We start from the raw sequence: 19,542 nt of genomic DNA, 5'->3' as shown, positions 1-19,542 counted from the left end.
TCGTAAAATTACTGATGCAAAACTAAGATAAGTCTATTACGATTCTCAAAATTATAAACTTTCTGCTGACAACCAGGAAAAAGCCATGTTTATTATTGCAGGTTATGAATACTTAGAAAAAATTCACGATAGTTTAATAACTCTAGTTTATAGAGCGCGGAGAATTCGAGATCGTCAACCTGTTATTATTAAAATTCTTAAAAAGGCATATCCTTCCAGTCAAGACATTTATGTATTTAAGCATCAGTATGAATTGATAAAAGACTTAGATTCAGAAGGCATTATCAAAGCTTATAGCATAGAAAAATCTAACAATTATATAGCTATAGTTTTAGAAGATTTTGGTGGTAATTCACTGAAAAACTTTTTTCAAACTGGTAAAATTATAGATTTATCTGTATTTTTGCAAATATCAATTGGATTAACTAAAGCTTTAGAAGAAGTACATAAACTAAATATTATACACAAAGATATCAAGCCCGATAACATCATTATTAACGAGCGAACATTAAAAATAAAGATCGCAGACTTTTCAATTGCATCACTTCTTACGCAAGAAAAATATCTAGCCAGCAATCCCGATCTATTAGAAGGAACTTTGGCCTATATGTCCCCAGAGCAAACGGGTAGGATGAATCGCGCGATTGATTATCGTACTGACTTTTATTCTTTGGGTGTCACATTTTATGAAATGCTGACTAGACAGTTGCCATTTCAAACTACAGATGCGATGGAACTCGTTCACAGTCATATTGCCAAATTACCCGCTTTACCGCATGAACTAGATCCAACTATCCCGAAAGTAGTATCTGAGATCGTGATGAAATTATTAGCCAAAACTGCTGAGGATAGATATCAAAGTGCTTATGGAATTAAGGCAGATTTTGAAGCGTGTTTAACTCAACTACAAACTAATGGAAGAATTGAAAATTTCATTCTCGGTCAGCATGATGTTTTTGCTAAATTTCAAATACCCCAAAAGCTTTACGGTCGCGATGGAGAAATTGCTACCCTAAACGCTGCTTTTGAAAGAACCAGTCAAGGTAAGAGTGAGATGATACTTGTTTCCGGTTACTCAGGAATCGGCAAGACAGCCTTGATTAATGAAATCGATCGACAAATTGTGCGGCGAAAGGGTTATTTTAATTCTGGAAAATGCGATCAATTTAAACGCGGTATTCCTTATGCTGCACTAATTCAAGCTTTTCAGACCTTGATTCGCCAGCTATTAACTGAAAGTGAAAAAAAAATCCAAATCTGGAAAGAAAAATTATTAAAAGCTTTGGGTACAAATGGCAGAGTTATTATTGAAGTCATTCCTGAAGTCGAATTAATTATGGGGCAGCAACCCCCTATTCCTCAATTAGAATCTGGAGAATCACAAAATCGATTTTATTTAGTCTTTCAAAAGTTTTTGGGTGTTTTTACCAGTAAAAAACATCCTTTAGTTCTTTTTATAGACGATTTACAGTGGATTGATTCTGCCTCATTAAAATTACTCCAGCTACTAATGATGTCATTAGATAGTCAATACTTTTTGTTAATTGGAGCTTACCGAGATAACGAAGTGAACGAAACTCATTCATTGAGGTTGCTTTGGAATGAAATTCAAAAAGCTGGAGTTAAAGTAAATCAGATCGATATACAACCTTTAAATACTGTTCAAGTTAATGAATTAATTGCAGACACGCTTCACTGCGAATTAGAAAGAGCCTTGCCTTTAGCAGAAATAGTCTTTAACAAAACGGCTGGCAATCCCTTTTTTATAACTCAAATACTTAAAACATTCTACCAAGAGGACCTACTTTCATTCGATCTAAATGCTGGTAATTGGCAGTGGGATATTCAGCAAATTAACCAAGTTAAAATGACGGATAATGTTGTTGAATTAATGGTTAACAAAATTGAAGAACTTCCTGGTTTTACGCAAAATGTTTTAAAAGTAGCAGCTTGTATTGGTAATACATTTACATTAAACGATCTAGCAATAGTCAATGAAAAATCTTTATCATCTACAGCAAACGAGCTTTGGCAAGCACTTCAAGAAGATTTTATTTTTCCTTTAAGCGGTGCTTATAAAATTCCTCTGGCTGAAGATTTGAATACCCCATCACCATTAGTTGAAGCAATCGAAAACCAAAGTAGCTTACCTCTAAATATTGAGTATAAATTTTTGCACGATCGCGTTCAACAAGCCGCTTATTCTTTGATTCCAGCAGAGCAAAAAAAAGAAATTCATTTAAAAGTCGGTCAACTATTGCTAAAGAATACTAAAACAACAGAAATAGAAGAGAAAATTTTTGATATTGTCAATCACTTAAATATCGCTATAGAGTTAATTACAAGTGAAATAACTAAACAAGAGCTAGCTGAGTTAAATCTGTTGTCTGCGCGGAAAGCAAAGGCAGCAGCAGCTTATGAACTCGCGCAGGGATACTTAAATTTCGGTCTAGAACTACTTGCAGAAGATAGCTGGTATAGTAATTATAAATTAACTTTGTCGCTGTATATAGAGGCAGTAGAAGTAGAATATTTAAATGGTAACTTTGAAAATTCAACTCTGCTTGGGGATATTGTTTTAAAACAAGCTACTTCGCTTTTAGAAAAAGTCAAAACATACGAAATAAAAATTCAATTTTATATTTCTCTCAATCAGATGCAACTAGCGCTTGATACATCGTTGTTAGTGCTGGAAATGTTAGGAGAACCTTTAGTTGAAAAATTGCCTGAAGAATTAGATATCGGCAATTTAAGCAACTTACCAGAAATGACTGACCCCGATAAACTTGCGGCCATGCGAATATTAGTTAAAGCGATAACACCTGCTTATGTAATGAATCCAGCGCTTTTGTCACCGATCGTGTTTACGATGATCGATATTTGCATTAAATATGGAAATTCAGCACTATCTGCTTTCGCTTATACTTTTCATGGCTTGCTCCTTTGTACTTCAATAGACAACATTGAAAGTGGATATCAGTTCGGTAAATTAGGAATAAATTTAGTGGAAAAATTCAATGCTAAAGAAGTTAAAGCTAAAGTGTATGAACTATTTTATGTTCATATCAAACATTGGGTAAGCCATGTTAGAGAAACCATAGAACCTTTACAAGAAGCTGTTCAATATGGTTTAGAGAGTGGTGATTTAGAGTATGCTGGTTACGCGGCTATTTACACTTCAGTTTATCCTTTTTTTGTAGGCGAGCATCTAAATGAAGTGTGTGCTAAACAAACTATTTACACAAACATATTAGTTAATTTAAAACAAAATTACTTGAGCTTGGCTATTATAATTTGGCGACAGTTAGTTTTGAAACTTTTAAATAAGACCGAAAATGAATGTAGAGCAATCGGTAATTTGTTTGATGAAGAAGTAATGCTACCTATTTTTACTGAATCAAACAATGGTGCTTTACTTTTTTCTACGTATCTTTCCAAATCAATATTTTTATATTTACTTCAAAACTACGCAGAAGCAGTTAGTTATGCAAAGCTAGCTGAGCAATATTCTGGTTATTCGGCTGGGTTGGTACATACAAGCGAACAAAATTTTTACTATTCTATGATTCTACTTGCACAATGTTCAATTGTAGGAGAAATTGATAGAGAAATCAACCTGAAACAAGTGGAAGCAAACCAAATTAAATTAAAAAAATGGTCGTTATATGCTCCCATGAATTACGAACACAAATATTATTTAGTAGACGCAGAAAAGGCTAAAATTTTAGGGCATATACTGCCAGCAATGGAATATTACGATCTAGCAATTCAAGGAGCCAAAGAGCAAGGTTATATTCACGAAGAAGCACTAGCGAATGAAAAAGCAGCAGAATTTTATCGTAGTCTTGGAAGAGAAAAGATAGCTCAAACATATTTACTAGAGTCATACTATTGCTATGTTCGTTGGGGAGCAATAGCAAAAATTAAAGATTTGGAATCAAAATACCCGCAATTACTATCTTTAACCTCTAATGAAACTTCTAGTCGAGAACTAACTGTTACGACAAGTTCTTCAAGCTTCGGAACTAAAGCCGATGTTTTAGACTTAGCAACTATAATCAAAGCATCGCAAGCTCTTGCTGGCGAAATTGTACTTGATAAATTTTTGGACAAATTGCTAAAAGTTTTAATGGAAAATGCAGGCGCTCAAACTAGCTGCCTTGTTTTAGAAACCAATGGTATTTTAACGCTCAAAGCAACTGGTACTGTAGAACAAGAACAAATAACTTTGTGGACATCGATATCTATAGAAAACAGTCCAAATTTACCAGTTTCTTTAATAAATTACGTAGCTAGGACAAAAGAAAATGTTGTTTTAAATAATGCCGCAAAAGAGGGAATATTTGTCAAAGACTCGTATATCATTAAAGCTCAAGTTAAATCCATTTTATGTGCTCCAGTTATCAATCAAAATAAACTAATTGGAATAATTTATTTAGAGAATAATTTAACCGTTGGGGCATTTACACCTGCTCGTTTAGAAATCGTTAAAATCCTTTCGACGCAAATAGTTATTTCCTTAGAAAATGCTTTGCTTTATAAAAATTTAGAAGAATACAGCCGCACGCTAGAAGAAAAGGTGAAAGAACGCACCTTTGAACTAAGCGAAAAAAATGATAAATCAAAAGATCAAGCAATTAAATTACAAAAAGCTTTGGATGACCTAAAGCAAGCTCAAGCACAACTTATCCAAACTGAAAAAATGTCTAGTTTGGGACAATTAGTTGCTGGTGTTGCTCACGAAATAAACAATCCAGTCAACTTTATTTATGGTAATTTAAGCCACGCTAGCGAATATAGCGAACAATTATTACATTTAATTGCTCTCTACCAAGACAGCAATCCTAGTCCTCAACCAGAAATTCAAAATTATATTGAAGAAATTGAGTTGGAATACTTATTGGAAGATTTACCTAAATTGTTTTCTTCAATGCAACTGGGAGCAACCCGTATTCGCGAAATCGTTTTGTCACTCAGAAGTTTTTCTCGTTTAGATGAAGCAGATATCAAATCAGTAGATATCCATGAGGGTATTGAAAGTACGCTGTTAATTTTGCGAAACCGTTTGAATAAAAAGGCAGATAATTCAGCAATTCAGGTAATTAAAAACTATGGTAAACTGCCATTAGTAGAGTGTTACCCAGGGCAATTAAATCAAGTATTTATGAACGTTATTGCTAATGCTATTGATGCGTTAGAGCAGCGCGATCGCCATCGTTCGCAAACACAGATGAAGGAAAATTCTAGCACGATTCTTATCGTAACTGAAGTAATAGATTGCGATTGGATAAGAATACGGATTGCTGACAATGGAACTGGCGTAAAAGAAGAAGTGCGTACTAAACTATTTGACCCATTCTTCACAACCAAACCCGTTGGTTCTGGAACGGGTTTGGGGTTGTCTATTAGTTATCAAATTGTGGTTGAAAAACATGGCGGACAACTGAACTGCGTTTCAGCACCAGGTCAAGGTGCGGAGTTCATAATTGAGATTCCCGTAAATCAGCAAAATCGCCAAAAGTCAAGCTCCCTAGTGTAGATTTTATTTGGTTGATTCTGAAGGTAGTAAATAACGGGACTTAGACAGAAGTTAGCTTAAAAACAGGCTCAAACCCAGTCACCAAGGGGATTTTAGGTCGATTTGTGTTTTTTCTGGCTACGACTAGGTTTGAGCCTCATATACCCCCTTCGACCTAAAACCCCTTCCCAGAAAGGAATACAGTTCCATTTAAGCCAAAAAGTTGTCTAAGTCCCGATAATTTTGGATCGCTCCTAAATTTGTGATTTTTTTCAATTTGGAGTAACCTATATTTAGTAGCACCGATCCAAAAAATAGCGGACAGAAGAGTAAGCTTTAAACTTAGCTCGAACCTGTCAAGCTTTTCGCTAAACACAAAGGCTTTTAGTTGAGCATTGCTTCAGAGAGAAAGTTCTAGATAATCGCTTACAATCAGTCACTTAGTATAATTACTTAGAGGAAACATCAAATGTCCGATCGTTTGAAAGGTGGAGCTATTCATCAACTGTTTGAATCTCAAGTAGAGCGTACACCGGATGCTGTGGCGGTGGTTTTTGAAGGACAAAAATTAACTTACCGAGAGCTGAATGTAAAAGCGAATCAGTTGGCGCATTACCTGCGATCGCTCGGAGTAAGGCCAGAAGTGTTAGTAGGCATCTGCGTCGAACGTTCCTTTGATACGATCGTGGGAATCCTGGGCGTACTTAAAGCTGGCGGTGCTTACGTCCCTATAGACCCTGCCTATCCATCTGAGCGCATCGCTTATATGCTCGATGATTCGCAACTACCAATTCTATTAACTCAGAAACAACTGATTGTCTCGTTACCAAAACATCAAGCACGGGTAGTTTGCTTGGATACTGATTGGGAAGAAATCTCTACCGAAAGTGAACTTCCTCCCACCACTGGCGTAACGCCCGATAACTTGGCTTATGTCATTTACACCTCCGGTTCAACAGGAAAGCCCAAAGGGGTTTTGATTCCCCATTCAGGGCTGTTAAATCTAGTTTTCTGGCACCAACGCGCCTTTGAGGTAACATCATTAGACCGGGCTACTCAGCTAGCTGGAACTGCATTTGATGCTTCTGTGTGGGAAGTGTGGCCTTATTTAGCATCAGGATCGAGTATTTATTTAATCGCTCCTGATATTCTTCTGTCTCCAGAAAAACTGCGCGATTGGCTATTGACCAAAGAGATAACAATTACTTTTGTACCTACCCCCATAGCAGAAAAGCTGTTGTCGCTACAATGGCCTTTTGATGGAACTTTGCGAATCATGCTGACGGGTGGAGATCAGCTTCATCAGCATCCATCAGCTTCCATTCCCTTCAAAGTAGTCAATAATTACGGGCCGACTGAGAATACTGTAGTCACGACTTCTGGCTTAGTCGTCGGCGATGGCACAAAGAATACATTGCCTCACATCGGTCGTCCGATCGATAATACTCAAATCTATATTCTCGATCGCCATCTCCAACCCGTTTCCATCGGCATTCTTGGAGAACTCCACATTGCTGGTGTGGGACTAGCAAGAGGCTACCTCAACCGTCCCGAAACTACTCAAGAGAAATTTATTCCCAATCCCTTTAGTAATGAACCAGGTTCGCGCCTATACAAAACTGGTGATTTGGCTCGTTACTTACCAGACGGTAATATTGAATTTGTAGGGCGGATCGATCATCAAGTAAAAATTCGCGGCTTTCGGATTGAATTAGCAGAAATTGAAGCATCCTTGCGACAACATCCTGACGTGCGGGAAGCCGTTGCGATCGCACGCGAAGACGTACCGGGTGACAAGCGTTTAGTCGCCTACATCGTCTCTAATCTCATCCCAGAACGGATACCTTATCAAAGTTCTTGCTTGGTTGGATTTGATGGTAATCGTACTATAGAAGTAACCACCGAAGACATTTCAATAGGTGGTATTAGCTTAGTAGGAATGACAGAAATTTTAGAGCGAGGTAGTCGCGTCCGCTTGCACCTACAGCTACCAGAAAATTCTCAATTTTTGTGGGTAGAAGGTAAAGTAGTATGGCAAGAAGAACAGCGAACTGGGATTCAGTTCGAGCTAACGCCAACACAGCAAATTACCATCCAAGCTAGCTTAAATTATCTCCTAGAACAACAGAAACTTTTGAAAGTTTTGCAACGCACCGTTACCCGTACCCTCCGTAACTTCTTAAAACAGAAGTTACCCGAATATATGGTGCCTTCTAACTTTGTTGTCCTGAAAGAATTGCCGCTAACTCCCAACGGAAAACTGGATCGTCAAGCGCTACCGTCACCGAGACAAATCATAGATGAACGGCCAAATAACAATATTGAATTGGTTAGCGAGATTGTAGAAAACACAGATGTTTTAGAACTGGAACGAGAGCTTGAGTTAATGCCTTTTGTTCCTCCTCGTACTCCGGTTGAAGAAGTGGTAGCAAGAATTTGGGCGGAAATTTTAGGATTAGAGCGAGTTGGGATTCATGACAATTTTTGGGAATGTGGAGGACACTCGTTACTAGCTGCTCAAGTTATCTCTCGCATCCGAAATACGCTTGAAATAGAATTGTCTCTGCGTTCTTTGTTTGAAGCACCCACAATAGCCGAATTAGCCCAGCAAATAGAAACAGAACTTCAAACAAACTCAAGGTTGCCACTTTCTCCAATCGAAGTGATTGACCGCAGCCAGAATTTGCCTCTATCTTTTGGCGAACAACAGATGTGGTTTTTGGCGCAATTGGAACCGGATAATCCTTTTTATAACGAACACTTTACAATTTACTTACCGAGTTCGATCGATAGATTAGCGTTAGAACAAAGTTTCAACCAAATTATCGATCGCCACGAAATTCTGCGAACCAATTTTTCTGTCTTCGATGGGCAACCAATTCGGATCGTTCAGCCAAGTTGCTATTTACCTCTGCCATTAATTAATCTTCAAGAAATAGCGTCAGAAAGCGATCGCGAAATAGAAGCTTTGCGGTTAGTCACAGAAAAAGCACGGCAACCTTTTAATCTTACCTCTGATTTGTTGCTAAGAGCTACTCTAATTCAACTCAGCGAGACGGATTACAGACTATATATAACCGTACATCACATTATTTTAGATGCGGTTTCTATATACAGCGTGCTATTTCCCGAACTGGTGGCACTCTACGAAGCTATTTGCGATCGCAAACCCTTCTCCCTACCAGAATTAACCGTTCAGTATGCCGACTTTGCCTACTGGCAGCGGCAACAACTACAAGTAGAATTACTGAAGCCACAGCTAGCTTACTGGAAACAGCAATTAGCAGATTTGCCCCCGCTACATTTGCCCACCGATAATCCACGCCCCCCAGTTCAAAAGTTTCGGGGCGCAATGCAAACTCTGGCACTTTCCAAGAGTTTAACTGAGGCTTTGAAAGTTCTATCCCGTCAGGAGAGTGTGACTTTATTCATCACATTGATGGCGGCATTCAAAATTTTGCTCTACCGCTATTCGGGACAAGAAGATATTCCCGTCGCCACTGTTACTGGTGGGCGAAACCGACCGGAAATTGAAGGATTAATTGGGTACTTCCTCAATACGCTGATCCTGCGTACTGACCTTTCTGGTTTTCCCAGTTTCCGACAGTTACTTTCCAGGGAAAGAGAAGTAGCTTTAGGAGCTTACGATCACCAAGAATTGCCATTCGAGAAGTTGGTGGAAGAACTTCAACCAGAAAGAAAGCTGGGTCAGAATCCATTATTTCAAGTCTTGTTTATTTTGGAACCACCAATTGCAACCTTGGATTCTAAGGATTGGCAAGTCAACCAGATGGACATTCATATCGGTACGTCAAAATGCGATTTGTTTCTTCAATTAGAAGAAAAGCCGGAAGGAATTATCGGTCGTTTTGAATACGATACGGACTTATTTGATGCCGCTACTATTTCCCGGATGGTTGGAAATTTTATTACTTTATTGGAGAGTATTGTTGCCAATCCCGATCGGTCTATCTCAAAGTTACCTCTGTTAACAATTGCCGAACAAAAGCAGTTGATAAATTGGAATGCTACTGGAGTAAATTATTCGCATAATAAGTGCGTCCACCAGTTATTTGAAACTCAAGTAGAACGAACTCCCGATGCGGTAGCAGTTATCTTTGAAGGGAAGCAACTCACTTATCGGGAGTTGAATCAACGGGCGAATCAATTAGCGCATCATTTACGATCGCTAGGCCTTGTGCCAGATACAGTAGTTGGTATCTGCGTAGAGCGATCGCTGGAAATGGCGATCGGACTTTTAGGTATCCTAAAAGCAGGTGCAGCTTACTTACCTCTCGACCCAACTTATCCGCAAGAACGGATCGCTTATATGTTGGAAAATGCCCAAGTTCCAGTAGTGCTAACTCAGGCAAGTTTATTGCCGCCACTATTAGAGTATGGGATACCAGCAATCTGTTTAGATCGGGGCTGGAAATCGATCGCCCAACGCCCGCAAGATAACCCCTCCACAGCCGTATTACCTGACCATTTAGCGTATGTTATCTATACATCAGGTTCTACAGGCAAACCTAAAGGGGTAGCAATGAGTCACCGTCCCCTGGTGAATCTAATCGATTGGCAATTACAAAATTTCGCTTTTCCTGCTACTAAAACTCTCCAATTTGCCCCCATCAGTTTCGATGTTTCTTTTCAGGAGTGTTTTTCCAGTTGGTGTTCTGGCGGCACTTTAGTGTTAATTTCAGACATGATTCGGAAAGATGCAGTAGCTTTATTGCAACTTCTCCAAGATGAAGCGATCGAACGTTTATTTCTTCCTTTTATTGCCCTTCAACATCTAGCTGAGGTTGCTGAGGAACGAGGAACCGTACCTCATAGTTTGCGAGAAATTATGACGGCTGGCGAACAGTTACAAATTAGTCGAGCGATCGTCAATTGGTTTAGTCAGCTAAAAGATTGCACTTTGCACAATCAATATGGCCCTTCTGAAAGTCATGTGGTAACGGCATTTACGCTCGCTGGTTCATCTGAAAATTGGCCTAAATTGCCCTCGATCGGTCGTCCTATTGGCAACGCCCAAATCCACATCCTCGATTCACAATTACAACCAGTACCTATTGGTATTCCCGGAGAACTTTACATCGGTGGTGTTAGTTTAGCCAATGGTTATATCAACCGACCAGATTTAACATCCCAACGGTTTATTGAAAACCCATTCTTAAATAGTGATGAGTTCTTAGTTTTGAGTTCTGAATTAAAAGAAAACTCAAAACTCAAAACTCAAAACTCAAAACTGTACAAAACTGGCGATCTTGCCCGCTATTTACCAGATGGTAACATCGAGTATATGGGTCGAATTGACGACCAAGTAAAAATTCGCGGCTTTCGGATTGAGTTAGGAGAGATCGAAACTGCTTTGGCACAACACCCAAACCTAGCAGAAGCTGTTGTTATTGTTAGGGAAGATATACCAGGCGACAAGCGTTTAGTTGCTTATGTAGTTGCCTCCAAAGAGTTAGCATCTTCTACGAACGAACTGCGGCACTTTTTGCAAGAAAAATTGCCTGAATACATGATTCCTAATGCTTTTGTATTTTTAGAAGCACTGCCTTTAACTCCTTCTGGAAAAGTAAATCGACGAATCTTACCAGCGCCAGAAGGAAATCGAGAAGAACTAGAAACAGCATTCATTGCGCCTCGTACTCCTGTGGAAGAAAAGTTAGCTGAAATCTGGAAAAAGATTCTCGGTATCGATCGAGTTGGCATTTACGATCGCTTTTTCGATCTAGGCGGGCATTCTTTAAAAGTTACTCAGTTAATGTTTAAAGTGAAAGATGCTTTTGAGGTTGAAGTATCACTAAGACAATTCTTTGAAGCACCGACTATTGCTGGAATTGCGGATGCGATCGCTCTCGCTAGTCGCCCAGATTTCAATTCTACATCACCACAAAAAGAAATTATCAATCTAAACGCGGAAGCAATTCTAGATCCTACAATCTCTGCTGAAAATATTACTTTTGAATGGGATAAAAACCCGTCTCACATCTTATTAACAGGAGCAACCGGATTTCTGGGTACTCACTTACTTAATGACTTACTAAACCAAACGCAGGCAAATATTTATTGCCTGGTAAGAGCATCCAACCTCGAACAAGGCATCGAAAAAATCCAAAAAAGTCTAGAACGCTATTTACTTTATAACCAACCTATCAGCAACCGCATCATCCCAGTTTTAGGAGATTTATCTCAACCATTTTTAGGATTTACATCAGATGAATTTCGCGCACTGGCAAGCAAAATAGATGTAATTTACCACAATGGTGCATCAACAAATCTGATTTATCCATACTCTGCATTAAAAGCGGTAAACGTTCTCAGTACGCAGGAAGTTTTGAGATTAGCCTCCATTATCAAAGTAAAACCCGTGCATTTCGTTTCTACCATTGGCGTATTTTCTTCGGATACTTACGAGCAAAATACAGTAGTTAGAGAACAAGACGAACTACCTGATAGTGAAAGTCTTTGTGAAGGTTACGATCAAAGTAAATGGGTAGCTGAAAAATTAGTTATGACTGCCTATTCTAGAGGGCTACCCGTTTATATTTATAGACCGGGATTTATCTCAGGAGACAGCCAAACGGGTATTTGCAATACTGCCGATCTGCTCCGCAGAATGCTTAAAAGCTGCATTCAAATGGGAAAAACACCTGATTTAGACATCATGGTGGACATGACTCCTGTGGATTATATTAGCCAAGCGATCGTTCATTTATCCAAACAAAAAGAATTGGTCGGGAAAGCTTTCCATTTAGTTAACCCTCACCCCATGCCTTGGAATCAGCTTTGCGATTTCATTCGCTCTCTTGGCTACTCACTCGAACGCATTCCTTATAAACAGTGGAACTTTGAGTTATTAAAATTGGTTGAAAATTCAACAGAAAATGCTTTGCATCCACTGATCGGCCTTTTCTCTGATGAAGCCGTATCTTTACAGACAGTCAGAAGTCTAAGTATTTGCTTTGATTCTCAGAAGGCGATCGATGGTTTAGCTGGTAGCAGCATTAGCTGTCCACCTATAGATAAAAGATTGTTAAATACTTACTTCTCGTACTTAATTCAGAGTGGGTTTTTACTGGAGTTAAGACTAACCGCGCCTTATACCAATTCTCTAAATGCCGACTACAGATAACGCCTCCAATATATATGTTCTTCCAAGAATTATAGATATTGTCTACTTATTTTGACGAACAGTAGTCCTCTTTTGTCACTTCGGGGAGATAATTTTCTGGAACTATTGGTTTGTAAGGCTTTCGCCTTGCGAAGCCTAAATTATTGAGAATGGCTAAAATCCAGAGATCGCAAGGCGAAAGCCTTTTTCTCTGACCAAAGTGACATAATAGGGATAATTTATTGACACAACAGCCTCATTGAACAATTTCGTAGCGTACTAACTGCCGAACATTTTGACGCGATAACTGAAGTTCTTGAGCGATCGCTTCCTCGATCTGGTTTGTGTCAGTCATCGGCAATTCTAATTCCAATCGCTTCCAAATAGGTTCTGCTGTTTTCACTTCAACCTGGGTCGTTCCTTGCTGTCGATTGATGACCGCATTGATCAGCAATATGTTGATAGACAGAGTTGCTTGAAGCTGAGTATCTGCCTGAAGTTTGTTCTCTGTTGTGTGGGGTTGTCGCAATTCTTGAGCCGTCAGAAAACTGGAGCCCAACCAAAACGCGATCGCCACAAACGGCAACGGCAACCAGAACTCTACTCCTGACGCTTTTAGCCAACGTTTAGTAACCTGCCACATACTACACCCATTTGTTTTAAACGCTTGGCCCGCGCTCCATTTGCACTTTAGTGCAGCGATCGCTCTACTGAAATCCTACTCAAGGGAGATGCGTCAACTGTTCCAGTTCGATATTCACACCGATTAGCGATGTGGGCTGAACAAAATTACAGCGGTTCCCATCAGGGAAATTGTAACACCAAGCAAGTCCCACTTATCTGGCTTAACTCCTTCAATGAGCCACAACCAAACCAGAGATGTAAGAATGTAAATACCGACCTAGGCAGCATATACTCTTCCAGCATTTGAAGCATTGACTTGAGTTAGAGAAAGCGCAAAACTGATTAAAGCTAAAATGCCTGGAACAATCCACCAAATACTCTTTTCAAGTCTGACCCATGCCCAGAAAGCGTAACACCCGGAGATTTCTCCGAGAGCTGCAAGTAGAAAAAAAGCAAGTGTTGGCATTTTTAGATTAATACTTAAAATAGGTAAATTCCATCGGCATATCAACAGCAATTCTCATTTTGAAACCCTTGCACTATTTATGTCAGATCAACTTATGTCAGATCAACCTGCACCAGAAATCGAACTGCTCCATGCGGCCTACGCAGCCTTCAACGCGCGAGACATTGACGCTGCCCTTGCCCTCATGACTGCGGACGTGGCTTGGCCCAAAGCGTTCAAAGGCGGTTTTGTCCGTGGGCCTGAAGAAGTTCGCGCTTACTGGACGGAGCAATGGAGCGAGATCGATCCGCACGTCGAGCCGGTTTCCTTTTACTCGGAGGAGATCGGGCGCATTTTGGTCGATGTGCATCAGGTCGTGCGTGACTTGGCTGGAGCAGTTCTTGTCGATGAGCACGTGGGCCATCGATTCACCCTCGATCGCGGCTTGATTCAAGCCATGGAAGTCTGTCCACTTCCATCGTCCACCCCAGAGTCCTAACCAGTTCAAACTTCTCTGCCATAACAGCAATTCTCATTGTTTATAAGCCAAATTAAGGAAATATTATGAGAATCCTAATTGTGGAGGACGACCCAAAGCAACTGATGCCGCTACAAACAGTGCTGTCTCAGGCAGGACATAGTGTAGATGGGGTAAAAGATGGAGAGACGGCGCAGTGGCTGTTATCAGAAAAAGATTATGATTTGTTGATCCTGGACTGGATGTTGCCACATATCAGTGGCGTAAATCTCTGCCGTCAGTATCGAGCCGCAGGGAAAACAGCTCCGGTTTTGATGATCACGGCAAGAGACACCACGCCTGAAAAAGTGACCGGGTTGGACGCAGGCGCAGATGACTACCTGGTGAAACCGATAGATTTGCTTGAATTCATGGCACGAGTGCGGGCATTAAGACGGCGATCACCCCTTTGGCAAGGAGATACGCTCAGCCTTGAGGATCTGCACCTCCACCTCGATACTCTTACCGTTGAGCGACAAGGTGCAACCGTTTCCCTCTCCAGTCGCGAGTTTCAGTTGTTGGAGTATTTTATGCGCCATCCCCGGCAAGTTTTGACTCGGAATCAGATTGAACAAGGCGTGTGGGAATGGGGGACTGAACCAGAGAGCAATGCGATCGCAGTTCTAGTTCGCAAACTCCGCCAACGCTTGCAGGCTGTAGGATCGGCAGACTGGATTGAGAGCATTTACGGTATGGGTTATCGCCTGACTTCCCCTGAAAAGTAACGATCGTAAAAGCAAGCCGTGTTCAATCAAAGTCGTCGCAATTTGGCTCGTTGGTTCACCCTCTCGATGGGAAGCATTCTCGTGCTGTTTGCGGGGGTGATTTACCAAATTGAGGTAAAAGATAAACTAGAAGCCCTTGACCTACTGCTCTATGACAAAAGCAGAATCATGGCTGCCAGCGTGTATTATGAAGTTCGCCACAACCAGAACCAGGTCGATTTGAGTCATGTCCCCTTGTTAGGTAGTGGTTCGCATCCCCTTGCTGAAGACCTGATTTACGTGCGGTGGTATAACGCGCAAGGGCTGCTAGTTCGTTTTTTTGGGAGTGCTCCTTCAGAGCAGTTAAATACGTCCTTTGGTTATCTCACAGTTCGATCGACTGACCCACTTTTGGGAAAAGGGATCTGGCTGCGTCAGGTGACATTACCAGTCGAAGGCAGAACCGGGGTGCTTGGCTATCTTCAGGTTGCAACTCCCTTGACAGAAACTCAAAACAGGCTCACTGAGCTTCAGATTGTGCTAACTCTCGCTGTCCCGCTGACACTGGGCTTAATTGCCCTCACAGGTTGGTTTCTCAGCGGGCTGGCCATGCAACCGATTCGGCAAGCCTATCAACAGCTTCAACGGTTCACAGCCGATGCCTCTCACGAGTTGCGATCGCCCCTCTCTGCCATTCTCACTAATGCCCAGCTTGGGTTGCTCATCGCGGCTGATGATTCGCGTTACCATCCTCCCTTAGAAAACATTGTAGATAGCGCAAAATCAATGGGAGCGCTGGTGAATAATTTACTGCTGTTGGCTCGTCATCAAGGGCGACTTGCGCCGGAATCACTCAAGTTAATCAATCTCAACGAGTTGCTGAGCAATTTAGCAACCCAGTTTGTCGCACTTGCAGAACCCCAAAATATCAAACTTACCTGCGAATCACCGGCACAGCGGATTGAATTATTGGCCGACCCCGATCTGCTGCGGCAAGTAGTCGAAAACTTGCTTTACAATGCCTGTAAATATACTCCCGTTGGCGGCACTGTAAAGATACGCCTAGTTCTTCATTCCAATTTGGCAGTGATTCAGATAATCGATACGGGAATCGGTATTTCAGAAGCGGACTTACCCTATATTTTCGATCGCTTCTATCGGGTGGACACTGAGCGATCGCTCGATAGTGGTGGATTTGGACTAGGGTTAGCGATCGTCCAACAGATTGTCCAGGCTCATGGTGGAAAAATTCATGTGACGAGTGAAGTGGGCAAAGGCTCAACGTTTCAGATTGGACTGCCGCTCAAACCTTATGACTAAGCCGCCTCAAACGAGAGAGAAGGTGCACTCTGCTTTAGACGTAACTGCAATGTATGTGGTGTATTTGGATGAATGCCGATGAAGCTGAAACATGATTTCTGGGTTGGTTGGGCGATCGCCGCGATCGTCATTACCTCTTGTTCTGAGCAAACTACCTCACAAAGGCAACAACCTGATACAAAACGTGAAACCTCACTGCGATCGGTCACGTTAGATAAAACAAAAGTTGTGATGGGACAAACCGTATATGTCCCTATTTACTCGCATATTTATCACTACAATAGCCAGGATGATGTGATGGAATTGTCAGCCACGCTCAGTATTCGCAATACGGATCTGACAAATTCGATTATTATCACTTCTGTGCGTTACTACGATACCGATGGGCAATTGATTAGGCAGGATATTAAGAGTCCTGTAGAACTCAAGCCGCTTGCTTCCACAAACTTTTTCATTGCAGCAAATGATACAAGTGGAGGCTCAGGTGCCAACTTTATTGTGGAGTGGGTTGCAGAGAAAACGGTTTATGAGCCTGTCATTGAAGCTGTCATGATTAGTACCTCTTTTTCTCAGGGCATTTCATTTGTCAGTCCCGCTAAAGTTCTCAAGCAACACAGGATGCAGAAGTGATTTTAGAGGATTAGATTATTGCTCTAGAAAGTAGTTTTCGACTAGCCTAGAAGGGATTGACGGACTGCTGTCAAAATATTTAATATTAATTGCGGTTGCACTCCTGATGACACAGAGGAAACGGCAGTGCCGTTTCCCTACCCGGATTAATTGTAGGGAAACGGCACTGCCGTTTCCTGGCTGTGGGTTATACAGCGTATTGCAGGTTTATGAAGTAGTAGGGACACGGCACTGCCGTGTCCCTACCCGGATCGAAGGATAGTGGGTGTTCCTGTGCGACTACACGGCACAGGAGAGGTTGTGACGAGGGCTTTCCTCCTGACCAACTTTATTGCTACATTCTCACTGCAAAAGAGGCTGCTAATTCCCGTTCTGGTTCCATACCAACTGTAGGCGGCATGGAACGATTGGCTACTTGCTCGATCAGTTGTAAATGTTGCGGTAGCATTTTAGCTAAACTATATCGTTCTAATGCCGTTTGACGGGCTTTGACGCGAATTTCTGCCATGCGGGTAGGATGGTCTAAAACTTCATCAATGCGATCGGCTATTTGTTTCGGCGAGAAGTAATCGACTAGCAAACCGTTTTCTCCATCCCGGATCACTTCTCTCACCGGCCCGGTGTCGGAACCGATTACTAAACATCCTGTGGATAGAGATTCAATCATCGACCAAGATAACACGAAAGGTCGGGTTAAATAAACGTGTACGTCGGATGCTTGAATTACTTTTAAATACAGTCCGTAAGGTAGGGGGCCGACAAAGTGAACTCGCGACAAATCTAGCGGCACTTTTTTGAGCATATGGTCTTTGTAAGACTCGCCGTTGGGTAAAGAACGACCGTAACAAACTCTTTCTGAACCGACAATTACAACGTGACAGTTGGGGCGGCGTTCTTGCAAATAGGCGATCGACTCAATAAACTCTGGAAAGCCGCGGTAAGGTTCCATTCCGCGAGATACGTAGGTGACAATTTCATCAACGCCAGACAAGTCTAAGTTGGGCAAAACCAGTTTAGCACCGGGGTCTGGTTTGAAGTAATCTGTATCTACGCCGTCGTGGAGTGTGGATAATTTTTGTTGTAATTCTGGCGGAAATTGCGATCGCTGCCAATAAGTGGGCGACAAACCCCAATCGCAAGAGTATAAATCGATCAGAATCGGCGCATTTTTAATTCTAATTCGAGCCATGTCGTCAACTGTTAAAGGTTCCGCTGGGTCAAAATCTGCGTCGGAACCAATAGCATGATAAAACCACTCAAAATAACACAAAAGCGGCGTATTTGGAAAGGCTTCTTTGACAAACAATGTCGGTCCCCAACCGGAATGTCCGCAGATAATATCGGGTACAAAACCATCGGCTTTGAGTTGTTCTGCCATTCTAAATACGGCTTGTCCGTAGATGACGGCACTTTCTAAAGGGCGGACGTATTGGTGAGTCTGCGGGTGGGGTTCGCGGCTGGGTGTAAATGCTGCTTTGCGAACGCCGGGAATGTTCCATTCGGGACGCTCGTTTTTAGTGCCGAAAACAATTTGATTTTTGGGATTTTCGCCTAAAGCCGTGATAATGTGGCGGTATTGGGCGGGGAAGTTGGGATGGAGAAATAATGCTTTCATTGTCAGTTGTCTGTTGACTGTTGACTGTTGACTGTTGACTGTTGACTGTTGACTGTTGTCTGTTGACTGTTGACTGTTGACTGTTGTCTGTTGACTGTTGACTGTTGTCTGTTGACTGTTGACTGTTGTCTGTTGACTGTTGACTGTTGTTAGTTGGAATAAAATATTTTGATGTGGCTAAAAAGCTTTGGTTTTATTCATTGGGGGTTGGTGCTTTGCAGATCCAGACGCAATCTCGCGGTACGGAAGATGTATTTTTCAGGATGATTTGATAGTTTAAATGGTTGAGAAATTTTTCCATAATTGTATCAGTCATAACTGAAAATGCTGTGCCGTCTCTGTGCCCTAGCAAGTTTTTGTCCCACTCGCTGGCGAATTTTTGCCACCCTAATTCGCTAAAAATATTTGTGTGGTGAAACACGCAAATTCGATCGCCCCGCAGCAGTTTGGGAATTCGAGTCAGGTAGTTGAATATATCTACCGACTCTACGTGTACCATTGTATCGTAACAAAAGCAGACATCGGCTGAACCTGGAGCGATGCCGTCTAATGTTAAACCGTCGAGTTTGACGTAAGAAACGCGATCGTCTCCCAAGCGCGATCGGGCGGCTTGCAGCATTTGACTGGAAATGTCGGCACAAATTAGTCGATCGCAATATTTCAGCAGCAGCGAACCGGTTTTTCCGCCGCCGATACCAATTTCTAAAACCCTATGTTCTTTTTTGATGTAGGGTGCAATAAATTGCTGTTCTATCAGCGCTTCGTATTCGGCTAAGGAGTTGGCTGCACCGGCAGCTTTACCTATCCATTCGTCGCCAATATGGGCAAGTTCGGCATTAGTTTTTTGCCACTGTTGGGCGTAACTGTCCCATGCCCTTTCATAATCTACTCTTGGGCGATCGGTCATTTTTTTATCGTTCATTTTTGATTATTTTATAGTATTGATGGCTCAATTTTCAATATGTTCCGCAAGTCTTCGTTTCTCGTTCCCCTGTTCTACCAATTAGCAATTACGAATGCCCATGCCCCATGCCCCATGCCCC

The 19,542-nt window shown here is 41.6% G+C and carries 9 protein-coding genes and 1 pseudogene; 6 read left to right on the top strand and 4 right to left on the bottom strand.

Annotation, left to right across the window (positions count from 1 at the left end):
* The first annotated feature begins 85 nt into the window (after positions 1-85).
* Positions 86-5,539, top strand: a complete 5,454-nt coding sequence (locus QUA02_RS11515; RefSeq protein WP_333027711.1) for a trifunctional serine/threonine-protein kinase/ATP-binding protein/sensor histidine kinase — start codon at positions 86-88, stop codon at positions 5,537-5,539.
* A gap of 448 nt (positions 5,540-5,987) precedes the next feature.
* On the top strand, positions 5,988-12,665 hold the full coding sequence (locus QUA02_RS11510; protein WP_333027708.1) for a non-ribosomal peptide synthetase: 6,678 nt from the start codon (positions 5,988-5,990) through the stop codon (positions 12,663-12,665).
* A gap of 235 nt (positions 12,666-12,900) precedes the next feature.
* On the opposite strand, the gene QUA02_RS11505 is transcribed toward QUA02_RS11510, so the two are convergent.
* Entirely contained in the window at positions 12,901-13,287 is a 387-nt protein-coding gene (locus QUA02_RS11505) for a hypothetical protein (RefSeq protein WP_333027707.1), read from the bottom strand.
* A 123-nt stretch (positions 13,288-13,410) separates the two neighbouring features.
* Positions 13,411-13,734, bottom strand: a pseudogene (locus QUA02_RS33620) (YnfA family protein).
* 94 nt (positions 13,735-13,828) lie between these two features.
* Here QUA02_RS33620 and QUA02_RS11500 point away from each other — a divergent pair.
* The 4 genes from QUA02_RS11500 (at position 13,829) to QUA02_RS11485 (ending at position 16,884) form a co-directional block, all read left to right on the top strand.
* Positions 13,829-14,212, top strand: coding sequence for a nuclear transport factor 2 family protein (locus QUA02_RS11500; RefSeq protein WP_333027705.1), 384 nt, complete (start codon positions 13,829-13,831; stop codon positions 14,210-14,212).
* Positions 14,213-14,277: 65 nt separating this feature from the next.
* A complete protein-coding gene (gene rppA, locus QUA02_RS11495) occupies positions 14,278-14,955 on the top strand; it encodes a two-component system response regulator RppA (RefSeq protein ID WP_333027702.1) in 678 nt (225 codons plus the stop codon).
* 18 nt (positions 14,956-14,973) lie between these two features.
* On the top strand, positions 14,974-16,254 hold the full coding sequence (locus tag QUA02_RS11490; protein ID WP_333027700.1) for a sensor histidine kinase: 1,281 nt from the start codon (positions 14,974-14,976) through the stop codon (positions 16,252-16,254).
* A 78-nt stretch (positions 16,255-16,332) separates the two neighbouring features.
* Positions 16,333-16,884 carry a DUF3124 domain-containing protein gene (locus QUA02_RS11485; protein ID WP_333027697.1) on the top strand — a complete coding sequence of 184 codons (552 nt, stop codon included), beginning with the start codon at positions 16,333-16,335 and terminating at the stop codon, positions 16,882-16,884.
* A 334-nt stretch (positions 16,885-17,218) separates the two neighbouring features.
* Here QUA02_RS11485 and QUA02_RS11480 read toward each other — a convergent pair whose 3' ends face one another.
* Positions 17,219-18,499, bottom strand: coding sequence for a glycosyltransferase family 4 protein (locus QUA02_RS11480; RefSeq protein WP_333027695.1), 1,281 nt, complete (start codon positions 18,497-18,499; stop codon positions 17,219-17,221).
* Positions 18,500-18,692: 193 nt separating this feature from the next.
* Entirely contained in the window at positions 18,693-19,421 is a 729-nt protein-coding gene (locus tag QUA02_RS11475; protein WP_333027693.1) for a class I SAM-dependent methyltransferase, read from the bottom strand.
* Positions 19,422-19,542: the final 121 nt, after the last annotated feature.

Origin of the sequence: Microcoleus pseudofavosus SVA1_A4 (assembly GCF_036700565.1) — a bacterium.
Lineage (GTDB): Bacteria > Cyanobacteriota > Cyanobacteriia > Cyanobacteriales > Microcoleaceae > Microcoleus.
Note: the sequence above shows the minus strand (reverse complement) of the source record. Positions and strands in the feature narration are given on the sequence as shown.

Excerpts from the sequence above, each read along its gene's own strand:
- QUA02_RS11480 (WP_333027695.1), bottom strand. The coding sequence starts at position 18,499 with ATGAAAGCATTATTTCTCCATCCCAACTTCCCCGCCCAATACCGCCAC.
- QUA02_RS11475 (WP_333027693.1), bottom strand. The coding sequence starts at position 19,421 with ATGAACGATAAAAAAATGACCGATCGCCCAAGAGTAGATTATGAAAGG.
- QUA02_RS11515 (WP_333027711.1), top strand. The coding sequence starts at position 86 with ATGTTTATTATTGCAGGTTATGAATACTTAGAAAAAATTCACGATAGT.
- QUA02_RS11510 (WP_333027708.1), top strand. The coding sequence starts at position 5,988 with ATGTCCGATCGTTTGAAAGGTGGAGCTATTCATCAACTGTTTGAATCT.
- QUA02_RS11485 (WP_333027697.1), top strand. The coding sequence starts at position 16,333 with ATGAAGCTGAAACATGATTTCTGGGTTGGTTGGGCGATCGCCGCGATC.
- QUA02_RS11500 (WP_333027705.1), top strand. The coding sequence starts at position 13,829 with ATGTCAGATCAACCTGCACCAGAAATCGAACTGCTCCATGCGGCCTAC.
- QUA02_RS11505 (WP_333027707.1), bottom strand. The coding sequence starts at position 13,287 with ATGTGGCAGGTTACTAAACGTTGGCTAAAAGCGTCAGGAGTAGAGTTC.
- rppA (WP_333027702.1), top strand. The coding sequence starts at position 14,278 with ATGAGAATCCTAATTGTGGAGGACGACCCAAAGCAACTGATGCCGCTA.